Genomic DNA, 16,500 nt, shown 5'->3' on the forward strand with positions numbered 1-16,500 from the left:
AGCGTGGGGTCATGAAGCCGCTGTCTCCGCTCGCCAGGATCCTCACCGTCGCCTTCGTGACCTCCGGCGTCATCCACCTGGTGCGACCACAGGTCTTCGAGGACACGATCCCGCCGCAGTTGCCCGCCCACCGCGAGTTGGTGCTCGCCTCCGGCGTCGCCGAACTCGCCGGGGCGGTGGGCATGTGGTTGCCGCGCACCCGCCGGATCGCCGGGGTGGCGTCGGCGGTGCTGCTCGTCGCGGTCTTCCCGGCCAATGTGCAGATGACACTCGATGCCGCCGAGGTGGTGCAGACGAAGGGCTCCTCGCCCGAGCGGATCGCCTGGCTTTCAGGCACAGTCGCCCGACTTCCGTTGCAACTGCCGCTGATTCGCGCTGCGTGGCGAGCCGGGCGTTGAACCCCCGTCACTTCTGGTCGAGCCACCACTCGGGTGGGTCTGCGGCATACCTGCTCGGGGTGGTCGGATAACTCGCCGGTACCTCGCCGGTGAAGTATGGCGGTCGCACATGTTCCAACCGGCCGTATGAAGATTCAGCTTCATCCAGCCAGAGCGGGCAGTCAGGTCCGTCGAAGGCGTCACCGTCCGACGTGATCGACGAACATGGTTGGTCTTGCAGCCAGTTGGCGGTCCGAGCGAGCGCGAGGCTAGCGGTCGCGCCGCCCTCCGTCGATCGCCGAGCCAGCAGGCGCATCGCCGCCGTCGCCATGAGATAGCCCGTCGCGTGGTCGAGAGCCTGCACCGGCAGGGCACCAGGAGTGCCGTCGGGCCGTGCGTAGGTCGTCGCGACGCCGGTCGCGGCCTGCACGATGCTGTCGAAGCCACGTTCGTGCTCCCACGGTCCTGAAGCGCCCCAGGCGGACAGTTCGACGACGACGAGGTGGGGATACTCCGTCAGCAGGTTTCCGGCGTCGAGCCCGAATCTGCGCAGTGCACCCGGGCGGTACGCCGACAGCACAACATCCGCCGAACCGGCCAATTGTCGTGTCGTGTCGAGGTTTCCGGGATCGACGAAGTCGAGCTCCGCGCTGTGTTTGGCGAAGCCGGTGTCGAGATGCTGGTCGAGCAATTCCGGGTGATCTGGTCCGTCGACCCGCAGCACGTCCGCGCCGAGTGCGCCCAGAAAGCGGCTCGCCGTCGGGCCGGCGATGACCCTTGTCAGGTCGAGCACGCGAATCCCGTCCAATGGCAACGAGTTCGAGGCGCCGAGCGCGCGGGCCTGCCCGGTCGGGGTGCCCAGCTCGATCAACGGTCGGTGCGCGATCGCAGTGCGGTGGTGTTCATGCTCGCGCCATTCGCGCTCGGTTCGGACTGCGGCAGCGATGCCACCGGCAGCGCGGATGCGGGTCTCGGCGTCCAGGCTGGTGAGCTCCAGCAGTTTGCTCTGCACGCCGGCCCGGTCGCTCGCGCCCAGCACATCCAGGAGCCGTCGCGCATGATGCGGGTAGTTGCCGTGGAGGCGCACCCAACCGTCGCCGGTGCGGAAGAAGCCGGAAAGCTCACCCCACGCGACCAGCGGCTCACCGTCGCGCCGCAGCCTGCCGATGGAGTCGAATGATGCGCCGACGAGACCGCTGGCGACCCACGATCGCCATGACGAGCCACGAGAGGTGGCAAAGGAATTCGCCGCAGTGACGGCAGCGCTGACGCTGCCGACGGCAAGGCCTTCGACGTCGAGGGGGCCGCCCCAGAAGATACGTGGCCCGCGCACGACGACATCGGTCGTCCAGGGCAGATCCAGCTGTGGCCAGCCGGGAGGGTCCGCGGCGATCACGGCTTCGGGTCGGGGGAGGGGTACAACTGTGCCTCGTAGGACGTGTCGGAGTAGTGATCCTCCACAGCCTGCGGATCGTCCCCGGCACGCCACAACTGCTTGGCCGCGTCGGCGTACCGGCAGACGGCGTCGGGTTGCCAGGTCTGCGGCTGCCAGGTGCGCGAGCGCATGAACGCCTTCGGGCAGTGGTAGAAGACTTCCTCGACATGCACCACCAGCGCCAGACGCGGTCGGTGACCCTTGACGCGCAGGTCGTCGAAGAACGGCCCGTCGGTCACCAGTTGCGCGACCCCGTTGACCCGCAAGGTGTCCGTGCGTCCCGGGATCAGGAACAGCAATCCGACATGCGGATTGGCCAGGATGTTGTGGAAGCCGTCGAAACGCCTGTTGCCGGCGCGCTCCGGTATGACGATCGTCCTGTCGTCGAGCACCATCGACAGGCTGCCGGCCGGATCGCCCTTGGGCGAGACATCGCAGCGTCCGTCGGGTGTGGCCGTGCCAACCAGCACCAGCGAGGAGTGCGCAAGCCAGTCGCGGTCGAGCGGATGCAAGGTGGTGCGCACCTTGTCGCGTGTCGCAGGCTCGGGCATCCCGAAGCCCTCAAGCTCCTCCACCGAGGTCACGGTGGGCAGATCCAGCCACCGGTCGGTCACGCTCATGACTGCTCCGCTTCACTCAGTTCCACTGGATGCGCATGTGATCGCGCCAGAAGCCGATGACGTCGGCGCCGACTTGCTCTATCTCCTTGCCGCGGTTCCAGAGCCCCAGGTACAGCTGCGCGGCAGTGCCGGACCACGTCGAATCCGGATGCTGTTCAGGCAGACCCGGCTCGCAGGCGGCGGGGCCGTCGGAGAGGTGCAGTGTCCAGGCGGCGTCGACGTCGTCCGGGCGCACTGCCACGGTGACTGCGCTGCTCGTGCGCAGGTCATGCCGCTTACGGGTGGCGAATCCGCACAGGATCTCGTCGATGCCGTCGGCAGCGATGAGCGGGTCGATGTCCGCGTCCGAGGCCTGTGGGATGTATCCGTACCGGGCGGCCAGCCCGTCGAAGGCATGGATCGTGGTTTCGTGGCACTGTCGGCGAGCCCACGCCTCGCGTGGTGCCGGAGCCTCGTTGAGGAAGAAGAACGCGTCGAGATCGTCGGGTGCCTCTTGCAGCGCCAGCGACAGGTCGTCGACACCGGCGAGCAGCCAGTTGCCGGGATCTTCCTGCGACATACCCTCGTCCTCGAAGGCCTCGGTGGCGGCGCGGGTGTTCTCCCGGGTCACGGTGCCGCGCACGGCGCCCGAGGCCCAGCGGTGGGCGACACCTGTGTGCACGAGCAGTTGCAGGGCGGACCACTGCTCGCATGTGGGGACAGGTGCATCGCGGGAGGTCTCGGTAGTGTCCTCGCGCAGCCGAGCGGCCGCGGTGGTGAGCCCGTCGAGATAGGTCGGCAACGTCAGGGATGCTGGCATGGTCCGACCGTAACGCTCACAGCTGACCGGATGCGTACCGTTGGCTCCATGTCTGACCTGTTCGCGCACACCCCGACCAATCAGTCGCCGCCGTTGACCGGGCACAACACGGTGTCCAGTGACGCGGCGCTGCAGTCCGCGGTGCGTGCGCAGGCTGCGGACCTCGCCGACGACGTGCTGGCGGATCTCGCCCAACTCGGGGAGGTCGCCGGCTCACAGCGCACCCGTGAGCACGGCATGCTCGCCAACGCCAACGAGCCGCAGTTACACCTGGTCGACCGCTTCGGCGCGCGCGTGGACGAGGTGGAGTTCCACCCCAGCTGGCACTGGTTGATGGAGACCGGGCTGCAATTCGGTCTGGGCGGCGCTGCGTGGACCGACCCGGCGCCGACAGCGCACGTGCGACGGGCCGCGGCATACATCGCATGGACTGCGATGGAGCCGGGCCACGGTTGTCCGCTGACGATGACGTATGCCGCAGTGCCGGCCTTGCGTGCCGACGCCTCGCTCGCCGAGCGCTACACGCCCGGATTGACCTCTCGTTCCTACGATTTCGGGCTGCGCGACCCCGCAGCCAAGTCGGGTCTGCTGGCCGGGATGGGCATGACGGAGAAACAGGGCGGCTCCGATGTGCGCACCAATGTCACGACGGCGACGCCGGACGGCGCGGGATACCGGCTGCAGGGGCACAAGTGGTTCACCTCGGCGCCGATGAACGACATCTTCCTGGTGCTCGCGCAGGCACCCGGCGGGCTCACGTGCTTCGTGGTGCCGCGGATCCTGCCGGGTGGCGAACGCAACCAGCTACGCATCGTGCGGCTGAAGGACAAGCTCGGCAACCGCTCCAATGCCTCCAGTGAGTTGGAATTCATCGGCACGTATGCCGATCGGCTCGGTGACGAGGGGTCGGGCGTCCGCACGATCATCGAGATGGTGGCGTCCACCCGGCTGGACTGCGCGCTCGGGTCGGCGGCGCTGATGCGCCGCAGCGTCGCCGAGGCGACCTGGCACGCGGCGCATCGCTCGGCCTTCGGTGGAGTGCTGGCCGACAAGCCGGCGATGCGGAATGTGCTGGCAGATCTGGCGATCGAGTCCGAGGCAGCCACGCACCTGGCATTGCGGCTGGCGCGCGCCGTGCAGTCTCCGGACGACGCGGGGGAGCGGGCGCTGCGGCGCATCGGTCTGCCGCTGGCGAAGTTCTGGGTGTGCAAGCGCACATCCTTCCACGTCGCCGAGGCGCTGGAGGTGCTGGGCGGCAACGGATATGTCGAGGAGTCCGGCATGCCGATGCTGTTCCGCGAGTCGCCGCTGAACTCGATCTGGGAGGGCAGCGGCAATGTGAACGCCCTCGACGTGTTGCGGGTGCTGCAACGGCAGCCGGAAGGTTTGGATGCATGGCGCGACGAGGTGACGCTTGCCTCCGACGGTGAACCTGCGCTGGTGGACGGCGTCACCGATGTGCTCAAAACGATTGCCAACATTGAGGATCCGAGCAGTGCGGAGTATATCGCGCGGTGGCTCGCGGCACGTATGGCGGTGCTCCTGCAGGCGAGTCTGCTGGTGCAACATTCGCCGGGAGCGGTAGCGGATGCCTTCATCGCCTCGCGGGTGCTGGGCGGCAATGCCGGGGTCTTCGGCACGCTGCCTGCTTCGGTGGACGCCGAGGCGATCGTGCGACGTGCGACACCGGTGATGTGACCCTGCCGCCGTCACGGTGCGACGGTGGCAACTCGAGTCGGTTGATCGGACGCCTCGTGTCTTTCCGCCCGCGGCCGGGTGCCGTGCGAGTGTCGCGGGCGGTCAGGCGCGGTCGAGGCTGGTGCAGATGCAGACTTTGTTGCCGTCCGGGTCGGCCAGCACGACGAAGGACGGCGCCTCGGTCTCATCGACGATGACCCCACCGGCGGCGACGGCCGCTGCGATGCGTTCCTCGGCGATCTCTGGCGCGAGCCAGAGGTCGAAATGCCAGCGTTGGCGAGGGGTTTCGTGCTCGTCGGTGTCCTGGAACCACAGCGACGGCACGCGATCGGTGGGGTCGAACACCGAGTCGTGGATCCGGTTGTCCGGGTCGCCGGTGAGCAGGGCCGCCCAGAACGGCGCGACGCGGTCGGCGTCGGCGGTGTCCAGGGCCAGCTCGAGTTGGGCGACCGCGCCTGGCTCCGGTCTCAGCCGGTGCTCTGCCGCGATGTGGCTGATCGTGCGGGCCAGCTCGATCTCGTTCGGCGTGACCCACCGGCCGTCGACATGGCTGGCGAGGACGACGTCGACACCGGAATACGTCAGCGTCACATGCGGACGGTGACCGCCTGGCTCGGCAACGCCGGCGATCGCGGCGACGAAGCCGGCCCCCGCGACAAGGTCGGGGATGCCGAAACGCGCGTGCAGTGCCTGACCGAGCTTGCGCCAGTCGGTGAGGTTTTCGTGGTCGATCTGTTGATTGCCGAGATGCTCCATGGCCCTCACGTTTGCATCGACCACCGACAGCGTCCAGGCCGCGCATCGTCCTGCCGCCTGCCTGTTCGCCCAGGTGGCGTTCAGCTGAGGGAGGCAGCCGACGGTTGCGACACCCGAGCGTCGGCGGAAGTCGTGGCACGTCGCCGACGCAGGTTGCGCACACCGGTGGCTCCGAGAGCAGCGAACGTCAGGACCGCGGCCGCGACGAAGATCAGCGTCTCCTGGTTCGGTGTGGTGCCGTACAAGTAGGTGCACGTCGGCGCCAGCACCACCGGCAGCCACTGCCACCGGCCGGTGATCGCGATGAGCGCCAGCAGCAGGGTTGCGTACCACCCGTAGTCCGGCGACATCACCAGAAAGGTCGCTCCGGCGAGCCAGACCGCGCCGAACTCCGGTCGCTTCGGATCGGTGCGCGACCAGCACACGATCGCGAGGACCGCGAGGATGAGGACCCCGGCATACGTGTCGTAAGGATGCGGGAGGACCGCGCCGAGCAGTTTCAGCCGTGATCCGCTGTCGTATCCCTCTTCCGACAGATAGCCGGGCAGGTAGCCGATCACCCCGGCTCCGACTGCTGCGACCTGCGGGATGTAGCCGAGGACGACGACCCCGATCGCTGCGGAGACGAGCTTGAGCGGGTGTCGGCGCAGCAGCGCCGGCAGCACCATCACGGGGTACAACTTCGTGGCGATCGCAGCGCCGAGGAAGGCGCCGCTCCAGATCGGCCGTGCAGCCACATAGGCGGCGATGGCGCCCAGTGTGAACAGCACTGCCACCCAGTCGATGTGGGCGTTGTTCCCGAACTCCGAAACCACGACCGGGCACCATGCCCACAGCGCCACCCACCAGATCGGGCTGGACGTGCGACGTGCCCGTCGCAGCATGAGCACCGTCGCGAGCAGCACGCCGATGCCCGCCGCGACCTGGAAGGCCTGCTGGCCGCCATACGCGCCGTGCCCACCGAAGGACAGGATCCGCACGGTGTCGAAGGCCGCCTGCGCCACGGGCGGGTAGACGGTGTGCACATTCGGGCGGTTGAGCAATGCGCATCCGGTCGGCAGACCGCAGTCGTGGTGGGTGAACAGCGCGCTGGTGTGCAGGCGGACCAGCGCGGGGGAGTTCGGGACGTAGCGGTACGGCGAGATCCCGGCCAATTGCACCTTGCCGTCCCAGATGTAGCGCAGGTCGTCATTGGAGGTCAGCGGAGGCCGGGTCATCGCGATCACCTGCAGTACGACCGTGACAACCACGATGGCGCGCTCCTGCAGCCGAGCGGTCAGGCCCGACCGTGACAGCGCGGCGACGGCGATGACGAAAGGTATGACGGTCAGCGGAAACAGTCGCGTGACCGGGTGCAGGTGGGAGCCCCATCGTGCGCCGTCGAACAGGACGACCGTTGCGGCAACCTGAATCATCACCGCGATCACCAGCGCGAGACGCGCGATGGGGGTGAAACGCGCGCCGTTGCTGGACCATCGGCGCTTCGAGTTCACGACTCCACACTGTGTCCCGTTTCTGGGAACACCACTCGTGGACCGCGGGGAGTAACACAATCGTAAGAACCCCGCACCTCCCTTCGGGGCTGTTGTGGTGGAGTTCTTACCGGTCGGTGACATCTGCTCCGCGAGCGTCGGTATGTCCGCGCCGCGGACCCACGATGAGCCGGTGACTGACACGACCTTGATCGCGATGACCTCATGAGGGTGCTGCTGACCGGAGCCGCAGGCTTCATCGGGACGGCAGTCGCCGCAGACCTCGACACGGCAGGTGTGGACCTGCAGTTGGTCGATGCCCTGCTGCCACAGGTGCACGGAGCGAATCCTGTTGTGCCGCAGGGGCTGTCGCGTCTCGATGTGCGTGCTGCCGATGATCCTGGTGTGTGGGACGAGTTGCTCTCGGGTGTGGACGCCGTCTGTCACCAGGCAGCTGTCGTCGGTGTCGAGCGGGCGCCTGGGGACTTTCCGCTGTACGCCTCGCACAACGATGTCGGCACCGCGGCCCTTCTCACGGCGATGGCTCGTGCAGGCGTGAATCGGCTGGTCCTGGCCTCCTCACTCGTCGTGTATGGCGAAGGCGGGTACCGGTGTGAGCGGCACGGGTCGGTGGTGCCCGCAGAGCGCTCCCGCGAACGACTGCAGGCCGGGTTGTTCGAGAACCAGTGCCCGGTGTGCGGCGACAACGTGCAGTGGGCGACGGTGCCCGAAAGTGCGCCGTCGGCGCCGCGCAGCGCGTATGCCGCCAGCAAGGTGGCACAGGAGAATTACGCCGCCGCCTGGGCGCGGCATACAGGTGGCACCGTCGTCGCCCTGCGTTATCACAACGTCTATGGCCCGGGTATGCCGCGCGACAGTTCGTATTGCGGTGTCGCGGCGACCTTCCGCTCTCATCTGGCGGCCGGTCGACCTCCGGTGGTCTTCGAGGACGGCGGTCAGATGCGCGACTTCGTGCACGTCGACGACATCGCGACCGCGAATCGGCTTGCCCTGCAGTCGGTGGACCAGCACGAGCCGGGCCGGCTCACGGCATACAACATCGGCTCCGGGCAGCCGGTCTCGATCGGTCAGGTAGCCGAACAGCTAGCCTCGACAAAGGGATTGACGACATCGGTCACCGGAGACTTCCGGCCGGGCGACGTGCGACACATTGTCGCGGACTGCACTGCAGCACGTGCCGGAATCGGGTTCGCGGCGGCGACGGCTCCGGCTCGTGGCCTCGTCGCCTTCGCCAGTGAGCCGCTGCGCGGGGAGGCGGCATGACCAGCCCGTCGGCAGTGACGCCGGTTGTGCCCGTGCCCTCCGCGGTGCTGCAGCGCACGCAGCTGGTGATGCCGTGCCTGAACGAGGAACAGGCGTTGCCGCGTCTGCTGGCCGCGGTCCCTGCCGAGGTGGACGTCGTCATCGCCGACAACGGCTCGACCGACCGCAGCGTGCAGATCGCTCGCGCGGCCGGGGCGACTGTCGTCACGGTGCCGCAGCAGGGGTATGGCGCGGCCGCGCACGGTGGATTGCTGGCAGCATCAGCCGAGTTCGTGGTCGTGATGGATGCCGACGGCTCGGTGGATCCATCTGACGCGCTCGCTCTCGTGGCGGTCGTCGCGCAGGGCGAAGCGGATCTCGCGCTCGGCCGGCGCCGACCCGTGCGGCGAGGGCTCATCCCGCCGCAGGCGCGGATCGGGAATGCCGCTGCGACGGCGGTCCTGCGTCACCGGCACGGCCTCGGTGTGCATGACATCGCTCCGGTGCGCGCGGCTCGGCGCAGCAACCTGCTCGACCTGGGCGTCACCGACCGCGCGATGGGCTATCCGGTGGAACTGCTCGACAAGGCCGGACGTGCCGGCTGGCGGGTGCTCGAGTTCGACGTCGACTACTTCCCGCGCGCCGCGGGCAGCGTGTCGAAAGTGTCAGGAACTGTGCGCGGAACCGCCCGCACAGCATGGGGTTTCGGGAGGGCGTTGTGGTGAATCCAGATCTGCTGATCGTCGCCAAGGCACCGGTGCCGGGCGTGGTGAAAACGCGCCTGGCCGCCGACCTCGGCGGTGATGTGAATGCTGCAGCACAGCTGGCCGCGGCCGGCTTGCTCGACACGCTCGAGGTGTGCTCGGCGTGGTCGGCCGCCGGCCACCGCCGACTCAGCCTCGCGGGCTCGTTGGAGTCCGCCGTACGTGCTGACGAACTGCAACGAGCGGTGCAGGGGTGGGTCATCACGCCTCAGGTCACGGCCATGTTCGCGCAGCGGCTGGCGGCCGCGCACATGGCGTGCGACGGGCCTGTCATACAGCTCGGGATGGACACACCCCAGGTGACGACCGCACTGCTGACGGTCCTTGCGCAGGCGTTGACGACTCACGACGCCGTCGTCGCGCCCGCCGCCGATGGTGGCTGGTGGGCGCTCGGACTGCGCAGCGGACTGCATGGCGCGTTGATCGCAGACGTGCCGATGTCGACCGAAAACACCTGCACTGCAACAGTTTCTGCTCTGGAGCGCGGTGGTTTGAGCGTCGCAACCGCGCCGATCCTGCGCGACGTGGACCATCTCGACGACGCAATCGCCGTCGGCCGTGAGTGTCCGGACACGCACTTCGCGCGGTCCCTTGAGGCACAGGTGCTGACCGGTGCGGGGGTGCTGCGATGACCGCACTCGCCGTCGCCGAGGCGTTCAGTCATGCGCTGCGTGGTGAGCAGTGTCTGCTGACAGATGCCGACGGGAGCTCGTGGGCGCTGCCGGTGATGGAGTGGCAGGACACCGACAATCCGGATGACGACCTGTTGCTCGGATTGTGCGTCGGTATGACGCTCGACGTCGGCTGCGGGCCGGGCCGGCTGACCGCCGAACTGGGCCGTCGCGGACATGTCGCGCTCGGGATCGACGTGGTCCCCGAAGCTGTCGAGCAGAGTCGGGGCAGGGGAGCTATCGCAATGCTGCGCGATGTCTTCGCGCCTGTTCCTGGCGAAGGTCGTTGGCACACGGTGCTTCTCGCGGATCAGAACATCGGGATCGGTGGCGATCCGGTCGCCCTGCTGATCCGGATGGGTCAGATCCTCGCGTATGACGGACGTGTCGTCGTCGAGGTCGCCGCGCCGAGCGAGCCCACCAGGATCGGCGACGTCTGGCTGGACTGTGCCTGCGGTCGCAGCGAACCGTTCCGATGGGCCACGGTCTCGGCTGTCGACCTGCCGGCCATCGCCGCTGAGGCCGGATTCGACGTGACCAGCCGGTGGAACAACGATCGGAAATGGGTCTGCATGCTGGAAAGGAACTCGTCATCTTGAGTCGTGAGCGCCTCCGGCCGCCGCAGGAGTCTGATTTCTCCAGCCGGCTGCGATCGGCAGCGGTCGCAGCCCGGGTCGGGCTCTGGCTGGGCATCTGCTTCGTGCTGGCCTTCATCACCGGCCTGATCAGCCATTACGCGCAGCTGCCCCACCCGCCGATTCCGTTGCCTGCCAGCCCCAGTTGGGGGTACCGGCTGACCCAAACGGTGCACGTGGTGACCGGCACGGCCGCTGTGCCCTTGCTGCTCGTCAAGCTCTGGGTGGTGTATCCCAAGCTGTTCCAACCGATTCCGCGCAAATTCGGGGCGCTGTTCGTCTCGGGCCTGGAGCGGCTCTCGATCGGTGTCCTCGTCAGTTCCGCCGTGCTCGAACTCACGATCGGCATCATGAATGTCGCTCAGTGGTACGTCTGGCCGTTCGACTTCAAGAAGACCCATTACGCGCTCGCCTTCGTGGTGATCGGCGCGCTGATCGTCCATATCGCGGTGAAGCTGCCCGTCATACGGACCGCACTCGGAGCGGACATCGACGGCACCGATGTCGATCGCCCCACCGCGGTGCGCCCCGGCGTGCTGACACGCAGAGGGGTCGTGCGGATCTCGTGGGTCGCTGCGGGATTGGCTGTGATCGCAGGGAGTTCGGCAGCCGGGACCGCCCCCGTGCTCAATCGCATTGCAGTGCTGTCGGCGCGTTCGCGGAAATACGGCATACCGATCAACCGCACGGCGGCGCAAGCCGGTGTCGTCGCCCAGATCTCGCGAGCTGACAACGTTTGCAGTGTCATTCACGGCTCTCGGACGATGACCTACTCGCGGGACCAACTGCTTGCGCTTCCGCAGTCGACCCACACCCTGCCCATCGCCTGTGTCGAGGGGTGGAGTGTGAGCGGCACGTGGACCGGGGTGCCGCTGCGGCATCTGCTCGATCTCGTCGGTGCCGAGACGGGGCGGCAGGTGATGGTGCAGTCGGTGCAGCGCGGCACGACCGAGAGCCAGACGATCCTGCCGGCCGACTTCGCCGACGACTCCCGCACGCTGCTGGCGCTGCACCTCGACGGCGAGCCCTTGTCGTACGACCACGGATATCCCGCGAGGCTGATCGCCCCTGATCGGCCCGGTGCGCTGCAGACCAAGTGGGTCAGCCGGATCGAGGTGCTGTGAACATGACTCGCGTCCGGGTGGCGCTCGGGGTCGTCGGTTCGGCCTTCGCGGTCTACGGCTTCTGGCTGGTCTACTCGCGCCAGACACCGATGCAATGGCTCGGCATCATCCGGTGGGCCGTCGCCGGCGTCATCATCCACGACGGCATCCTCGCTCCGATCGCGCTGCTGGCCGGTGTCGGAATCTCTCGGCTACCGGCTCGGGTGCGAACCGCCGTGGCGATCGCCGCGGTGCTGATCGCGACAGTCACCGTCAGCGGGTTCGCTGTGCTCACGCGCTCACACGCGGGTGGCCTCAACAAGACGCTGCTGGATCGCAATTACCCGGCTGGTTGGCTCATGCTGGTGGTGATAGTCATGGTGGTGGTCGTCATGGGCACCGTGGCGGGTTCGCTGATTCGTCGACGTGGGAAAGTCTGAGTATGGCGCGAGTGATGGTGGTCGACGACGATCGCACGGTGCGTGAAGTCAGCGCGGCCTACCTGCGCGCGAGCGGACACCAGATTGTCGAGGCCGGCACGGGGGAGCAGGCCCTGGAACTCATCGCCACGAATCCGGCCGACCTGCTCGTGCTCGACATCATGCTTCCCGGCATCAGCGGCCTTGAGGTCGCGGCACGCTTGCGGAAGGACTGCGACGTGCCGATCATCATGCTGTCCGCGCTCGGCGGCGAAGCCGATCGCGTTGCCGGGCTCGAACTGGGTGTCGACGACTACATCGGAAAGCCCTTCAGCCCGAGGGAATTGGCGCTACGAGTCGAGTCGGTCTTGCGCCGCAGCAGTGCGCCCGCCGGAGCTGTGTGGCACGTGCTGCGCGACGACGACCTCGTGTTGGATGCCGCCCAGCGGCAGGCCACGCTCGATGGCGTCGACCTCGGGCTCACACAGCGCGAGTTCGACCTGCTGCAGTTCTTCATGTCGCATCCGGACACGGCGTACTCCCGTGAGGACCTTCTGCGGCATGTGTGGGGCTGGGCGGTCGGCGACAACTCGACGGTGACCGTTCACGTGCGACGCCTGCGCGAAAAGGTCGAACCCGACCCGGCCCGTCCGACGCGGTTGCTCACGGTGTGGGGCAAGGGCTACCGATGGGCGCAACGGTCATGACCCCGCTCGCGATCGCTGAGATCATCGCCGTCAGCCTGGTGTGCAGCCTGCTCGTCGGAGGTGCCGGCCTGCTGCTGGCTCGGCTGACCCGCACGTGGTCGCTGCGCTGGCACATCGTGCTGCTGGTGGCGATCGCCATCGGCGGCGCGTATGCCGGAATCCTGGCCATCGCGGCACTGATGTTCGTCTCCGAGCACGACCTGTTGGTCGAGACCGTCGTCAGCAGCACGTCCGCGGTGACGGCCTTCGCGATCGCTGTCATTGCGGGTGACCTGATCAGCAAGTGGTCGACCGTCATACGTGGGCAGGTCAAGGACCTGCAGTTGGACGACTCCGCTTCGCCGTCGCAACCTGATGGACCGCGTGAATTCCGTGACCTGGCAACCGAACTCGCGATCACCAAGGAGCGTTTGGCGCTCGCCCGGCAACGGGAATTGCACTTGGAGGAGTCGCGGCGCGAGCTGGTGTCGTGGGTCTCACACGACCTGCGCACTCCGCTGGCGGGTCTGCTGGCGATGACCGAGGCGCTGCAGGACGGTCTGGCCGACGACCCCGCGCGATTCCACGCGATGATGCGCGACGAGGTGCACCGTATGACGGCGTTGGTGGACGACCTGTTCGAGTTGTCCCGCATCCACGCCGGTGTGCTCAAGATCTCGCCTCGGACGCTGTCGCTCGAGGATCTGGTCAGTGACGCGATCGCGGCGGCGAGGTCGGTTGCGACCAAGCACGGCGTCACTGTCGACGGCCATGTCGATGCCGGACTCGAGGTCACCGCCGACTCCGCCGGCATCTCGCGGGCGCTGTCGAACCTCATCATGAATGCCGTGCGGCACACGCCGGCTCACGGCTCGGTCTATGTCACCGGCACGTCCAGCGGGGGATCGGTCGAGCTGCAAGTCATGGATCAGTGCGGGGGACTCACCCAGCACGAGATGTCACGCGTCTTCGACCTCGGCTGGCAGGGCACCAATTCCCGCGCCACCGGCGAGCAGGTGGGTTCGACGGCAGGGGCCGGGCTGGGCCTGGCCATCGTCAAGGGAATCGTCGAGGCTCACCAGGGTGAGGTGCTGGTGGCCAACCGTCCCGAGGACGAGGGCTGCAGCTTCTCGATCGTGATGCCTGCGGAGTCGGGGGCAGTCTGCTGACGTATGTCGGAGTCTGACCCCGTCGTGTCGAGCGAGGAATTGGCCCCAGAGTGCTGGTCGTAGATGAGCGGACGGAGTCGACGTCACTGCACCGCCATCGCCTGATAGTCGGGTATCAGCTCGACCCAGCGGTTGTGCCAGTTGGTCGAGGCTTGTGTGGTCGACCAGCCATCGGAGTGCACGGGGCCGTCGAGGCGAAGCGAGTGTGCGAGGTCTTCGAGGTGGACTTGCCATCCGGCACCGTGGAAGTGAAGCGTGTCGACGGGAAGACCGCGTTCTTCCACGACCAGTCGGGTCCGAGAGCCCTCATCAGTGAGCCACGCCTCGATCTGGGCCTCGTCGGCGGTGCCGGGTTCTGTGGTGAGCAGCAGGTGGTGCGGCGAGTCGCATATCTCGACCCGCGCGGGGCCGGTCCACGTGCTGGTGAAGGTGAGCTGGACAGTGCCGCCGACGTGCAGGTCGCCGGAGACCTGGGCGAGCCAACGGGCCAACCGCTCCGGCGCGGTGCATGCCTCCCAGAGGTCGCTGATGTCGGTGTCATAGAGATCTTCCACTCGTACCGCTCCGCGCTTGTGGTCGAGCGTGCGCATTGTGCCGATTGTCGTCATCGCCTGGTCCTCTTTCCTCGTTTGATTTCGGTGTGTAGCGCGTCGATCCGGTGCTGCCAGAGGGTTCGGTAGGTCTCCAGCCAGTCGTTGACTTCGATCAGTGGCTCCGGGCGTAGGTAGTAAATCCGTCGTTGGGCCTCTTGACGCACCTCGACCAAACCTGACTCGCGCAGGACCCGTAGGTGCCGCGAGACGCCTGGACGGGCGATCGGCAGCGCGTCGGCGAGTTCTCCCGCGGTGGCTTCGTGATCGCGCAGGATGTCAAGCACTGTCCGGCGATGGGGGTCGGCAAGAGCACGCATCACTGCATCCATGCGGATAAGCGTACCCACTACGTTACGTAACAACAAGGTTAAATATGAACTTGCCAGGCCGCAGACGTCCCGCCAGCACCTCGACCAGCGGATCGGGGATCGGATCGAATCGGAAAGCGCGTTAGAGATTGCGCGGGTAGGTCATGGCCGGTGTGTGGGTTTGGGTTCCAGCGGTGGGTGGTCTAGGCGGTGCGGATGAGGAGTCGGGTGATGGTGATCGTCTTGGCCAGGGCGTTGAACGCGTTGATGATCGGGGTGCGTCGTTCGGTGCGGACGCGGAGATCCCACTGGTAACAGACACGGTGCCCGCTCTTCGCGGCCGCGTGACTGTGCCGGCTCCTGGCGAGCGCCGAATACAGCCCGCACAATCTGTACGTCGCCGATGTGGCACCAGAGGTCGCCTCATGGGTCGCATGAACCCCGAAGACCTCACGCATCACGCATACGTCGCCGATGCGGCGGCGACGAGGACCCTCGCGTGGTGCGGTGACTGCCACCCGCCACATACGCCACGCCAGCAACGCCACGGTGGCCAGAATGACGATTACTTCCGGTCGCGGTCGCGATACTGGGAAGTAATCGTCATCTCGACCATGCACTTGCTGTGCCGGGGCAGCCCGGGCACCTGTACGTCGCCGATTCGGCGACGTACGGAGGGCGATGGCGGATACGTTGGGCGCCACACCGAGCACCTACCCGCGTAATTCCTTACACGCCGTATCAGGGACCCGTTTGACACTCAGGCCGGGCGTGGGCGGCTCGATGGCCCAGTTGCGGCACAAACGCTGTTTCCTTGGCCGCGGGTCCTATTCGGCGGATCAACTGGTCGTCGCAACACCGTGACCACGGAGATGATCTGAGCGCGGGTGAGATCTGCTGTAAACGTTGGCTGGATGCCATCGTCATGCTCGACGTCCACTGCCAGGTCCTGGAATCTCTGCGGTCCTGTCGGGTCGGCGATCTCAGGGCTGTCGACTGCCATCACTCAGCAGGTCTTGAATCCACCTGTCTTCGACGTGCTCTTCTTCGGTTTCACGTAGGTGCACGATGTAACGATCTTGCCCTTGGGGTTCAGCAAGGTCGCGGTGTCGCCGGTGTTGTTCCACACGAAGTTGCGCTGACTCCAGTAGAGGTTCGCAGCTGAGTTCCGACCCGATCCGGTGTGGATGGTGACCGATTTCTTCGCCCCGAGTGTGAAAGTGCCGAAGGTGTAGGTGTGCTTGGCCTTGGAGTCGCGCACCTTGTAGCCCTTCAACGACATAGCTTTCCGGGTCGTGTTCGTGACGACGATGTACTCCTTGTTCAAGCTGCTCGACGTCGCTCTGTCTGTCCCTGGCAAGTCGACGAACCACTTGCCGAACTTGACCGGGGGAGCGGCCGCTTGCGCATCAGTTGGACCGACAATGCCGGCGAATCCGCCGGCAAGCACGGTGACAGCCAGGACGTGGGCGAGGGCAGCGGTAGTACGGCGCATGAAGAGGGCTCCAGGTGACGCGACGGGGTGGCAACAAGTGGATCTACTGTCGAAGGACACCTGCCTTCGAGTGACGGTCAGTGACTCCAGCACGGATTATGGTGCAGCAGATCGACTGTCACACAATCGACCGCGCAGTTGTCCTCTACGTTCCGCACCCTGCGGACGGCCCCGATTCAGCACGGTTGCGCGGCATACAACACTATGGGAGCCGCTGATCATCATCATGAAGGAGCA

At 66.8% G+C, this 16,500-nt stretch carries 19 protein-coding genes; 10 read left to right on the forward strand and 9 right to left on the reverse strand.

Annotated elements, in window-relative coordinates; all coding sequences use genetic code 11:
- The first annotated feature begins 11 nt into the window (after positions 1 to 11).
- A complete protein-coding gene (locus BKA23_RS05165) occupies positions 12 to 398 on the forward strand; it encodes a DoxX family protein (RefSeq protein ID WP_145226103.1) in 387 nt (128 codons plus the stop codon).
- Between the two features lie 7 nt (positions 399 to 405).
- On the opposite strand, the gene BKA23_RS05170 is transcribed toward BKA23_RS05165, so the two are convergent.
- The 3 genes from BKA23_RS05170 to BKA23_RS05180 are packed head-to-tail and all read right to left on the reverse strand — an operon-like array spanning position 406 to position 3,231.
- Positions 406 to 1,773: a CoA transferase gene (locus BKA23_RS05170; protein ID WP_246104464.1), complete on the reverse strand. Its 1,368-nt coding sequence runs from the start codon at positions 1,771 to 1,773 to the stop codon at positions 406 to 408.
- Positions 1,770 to 2,432 carry an MSMEG_1061 family FMN-dependent PPOX-type flavoprotein gene (locus BKA23_RS05175; RefSeq protein WP_145226105.1) on the reverse strand — a complete coding sequence of 221 codons (663 nt, stop codon included), beginning with the start codon at positions 2,430 to 2,432 and terminating at the stop codon, positions 1,770 to 1,772. The genes BKA23_RS05170 and BKA23_RS05175 overlap by 4 nt, the downstream gene beginning before the upstream one ends.
- 16 nt (positions 2,433 to 2,448) lie before the next feature.
- Entirely contained in the window at positions 2,449 to 3,231 is a 783-nt protein-coding gene (locus BKA23_RS05180) for a maleylpyruvate isomerase N-terminal domain-containing protein (RefSeq protein WP_145226108.1), read from the reverse strand.
- A 48-nt stretch (positions 3,232 to 3,279) separates the two neighbouring features.
- Here BKA23_RS05180 and BKA23_RS05185 point away from each other — a divergent pair, with 48 nt between their 5' ends.
- Entirely contained in the window at positions 3,280 to 4,929 is a 1,650-nt protein-coding gene (locus tag BKA23_RS05185) for an acyl-CoA dehydrogenase family protein (protein WP_145226110.1), read from the forward strand.
- Between the two features lie 102 nt (positions 4,930 to 5,031).
- Here the strand turns inward: BKA23_RS05185 and BKA23_RS05190 are convergent, their stop codons facing one another.
- Positions 5,032 to 5,685, reverse strand: a complete 654-nt coding sequence (locus BKA23_RS05190; RefSeq protein WP_145226112.1) for a VOC family protein — start codon at positions 5,683 to 5,685, stop codon at positions 5,032 to 5,034.
- Positions 5,686 to 5,765: 80 nt separating this feature from the next.
- Positions 5,766 to 7,178 carry a glycosyltransferase family 87 protein gene (locus BKA23_RS05195; RefSeq protein WP_170226379.1) on the reverse strand — a complete coding sequence of 471 codons (1,413 nt, stop codon included), beginning with the start codon at positions 7,176 to 7,178 and terminating at the stop codon, positions 5,766 to 5,768.
- A 204-nt stretch (positions 7,179 to 7,382) separates the two neighbouring features.
- Between BKA23_RS05195 and BKA23_RS05200 the strand changes: the two genes are divergently transcribed.
- The 8 genes from BKA23_RS05200 to BKA23_RS05235 are packed head-to-tail and all read left to right on the forward strand — an operon-like array spanning position 7,383 to position 13,867.
- Positions 7,383 to 8,441 (forward strand): NAD-dependent epimerase/dehydratase family protein, encoded by a 1,059-nt coding sequence (locus tag BKA23_RS05200; protein ID WP_145226116.1) that lies wholly within the window; start codon positions 7,383 to 7,385, stop codon positions 8,439 to 8,441.
- Positions 8,438 to 9,145 carry a glycosyltransferase family 2 protein gene (locus BKA23_RS05205; protein WP_145226118.1) on the forward strand — a complete coding sequence of 236 codons (708 nt, stop codon included), beginning with the start codon at positions 8,438 to 8,440 and terminating at the stop codon, positions 9,143 to 9,145. The genes BKA23_RS05200 and BKA23_RS05205 overlap by 4 nt, the downstream gene beginning before the upstream one ends.
- Positions 9,142 to 9,816, forward strand: coding sequence for a TIGR04282 family arsenosugar biosynthesis glycosyltransferase (locus BKA23_RS05210; protein ID WP_211841596.1), 675 nt, complete (start codon positions 9,142 to 9,144; stop codon positions 9,814 to 9,816). Before BKA23_RS05205 ends, BKA23_RS05210 begins: the two co-directional genes overlap by 4 nt.
- Positions 9,813 to 10,454 carry a class I SAM-dependent methyltransferase gene (locus BKA23_RS05215; protein ID WP_145226122.1) on the forward strand — a complete coding sequence of 214 codons (642 nt, stop codon included), beginning with the start codon at positions 9,813 to 9,815 and terminating at the stop codon, positions 10,452 to 10,454. The genes BKA23_RS05210 and BKA23_RS05215 overlap by 4 nt, the downstream gene beginning before the upstream one ends.
- Positions 10,418 to 11,614 (forward strand): molybdopterin-dependent oxidoreductase, encoded by a 1,197-nt coding sequence (locus tag BKA23_RS05220; RefSeq protein ID WP_145226124.1) that lies wholly within the window; start codon positions 10,418 to 10,420, stop codon positions 11,612 to 11,614. The genes BKA23_RS05215 and BKA23_RS05220 overlap by 37 nt, the downstream gene beginning before the upstream one ends.
- A gap of 2 nt (positions 11,615 to 11,616) precedes the next feature.
- Positions 11,617 to 12,033 (forward strand): hypothetical protein, encoded by a 417-nt coding sequence (locus tag BKA23_RS05225; RefSeq protein WP_145226126.1) that lies wholly within the window; start codon positions 11,617 to 11,619, stop codon positions 12,031 to 12,033.
- A 2-nt stretch (positions 12,034 to 12,035) separates the two neighbouring features.
- Entirely contained in the window at positions 12,036 to 12,719 is a 684-nt protein-coding gene (locus BKA23_RS05230; protein ID WP_145226128.1) for a response regulator transcription factor, read from the forward strand.
- Positions 12,701 to 13,867, forward strand: a complete 1,167-nt coding sequence (locus tag BKA23_RS05235; RefSeq protein ID WP_211841597.1) for a sensor histidine kinase — start codon at positions 12,701 to 12,703, stop codon at positions 13,865 to 13,867. The genes BKA23_RS05230 and BKA23_RS05235 overlap by 19 nt, the downstream gene beginning before the upstream one ends.
- An 83-nt stretch (positions 13,868 to 13,950) precedes the next feature.
- On the opposite strand, the gene BKA23_RS05240 is transcribed toward BKA23_RS05235, so the two are convergent.
- From BKA23_RS05240 to BKA23_RS05255, 4 genes are all read right to left on the reverse strand, one after another.
- Positions 13,951 to 14,475, reverse strand: coding sequence for an SRPBCC domain-containing protein (locus BKA23_RS05240; RefSeq protein ID WP_145226132.1), 525 nt, complete (start codon positions 14,473 to 14,475; stop codon positions 13,951 to 13,953).
- Positions 14,472 to 14,789, reverse strand: a complete 318-nt coding sequence (locus tag BKA23_RS05245) for an ArsR/SmtB family transcription factor (RefSeq protein ID WP_145226134.1) — start codon at positions 14,787 to 14,789, stop codon at positions 14,472 to 14,474. Before BKA23_RS05245 ends, BKA23_RS05240 begins: the two co-directional genes overlap by 4 nt.
- Before the next feature lie 182 nt (positions 14,790 to 14,971).
- On the reverse strand, positions 14,972 to 15,316 hold the full coding sequence (locus BKA23_RS05250) for a hypothetical protein (RefSeq protein WP_145226136.1): 345 nt from the start codon (positions 15,314 to 15,316) through the stop codon (positions 14,972 to 14,974).
- Between the two features lie 458 nt (positions 15,317 to 15,774).
- Positions 15,775 to 16,263 carry a lamin tail domain-containing protein gene (locus BKA23_RS05255; RefSeq protein WP_145226138.1) on the reverse strand — a complete coding sequence of 163 codons (489 nt, stop codon included), beginning with the start codon at positions 16,261 to 16,263 and terminating at the stop codon, positions 15,775 to 15,777.
- Positions 16,264 to 16,500 lie beyond the last annotated feature (237 nt).

Origin of the sequence: Rudaeicoccus suwonensis (assembly GCF_007829035.1) — a bacterium.
GTDB classification, from domain to species: Bacteria; Actinomycetota; Actinomycetes; order Actinomycetales; family Dermatophilaceae; genus Rudaeicoccus; species Rudaeicoccus suwonensis.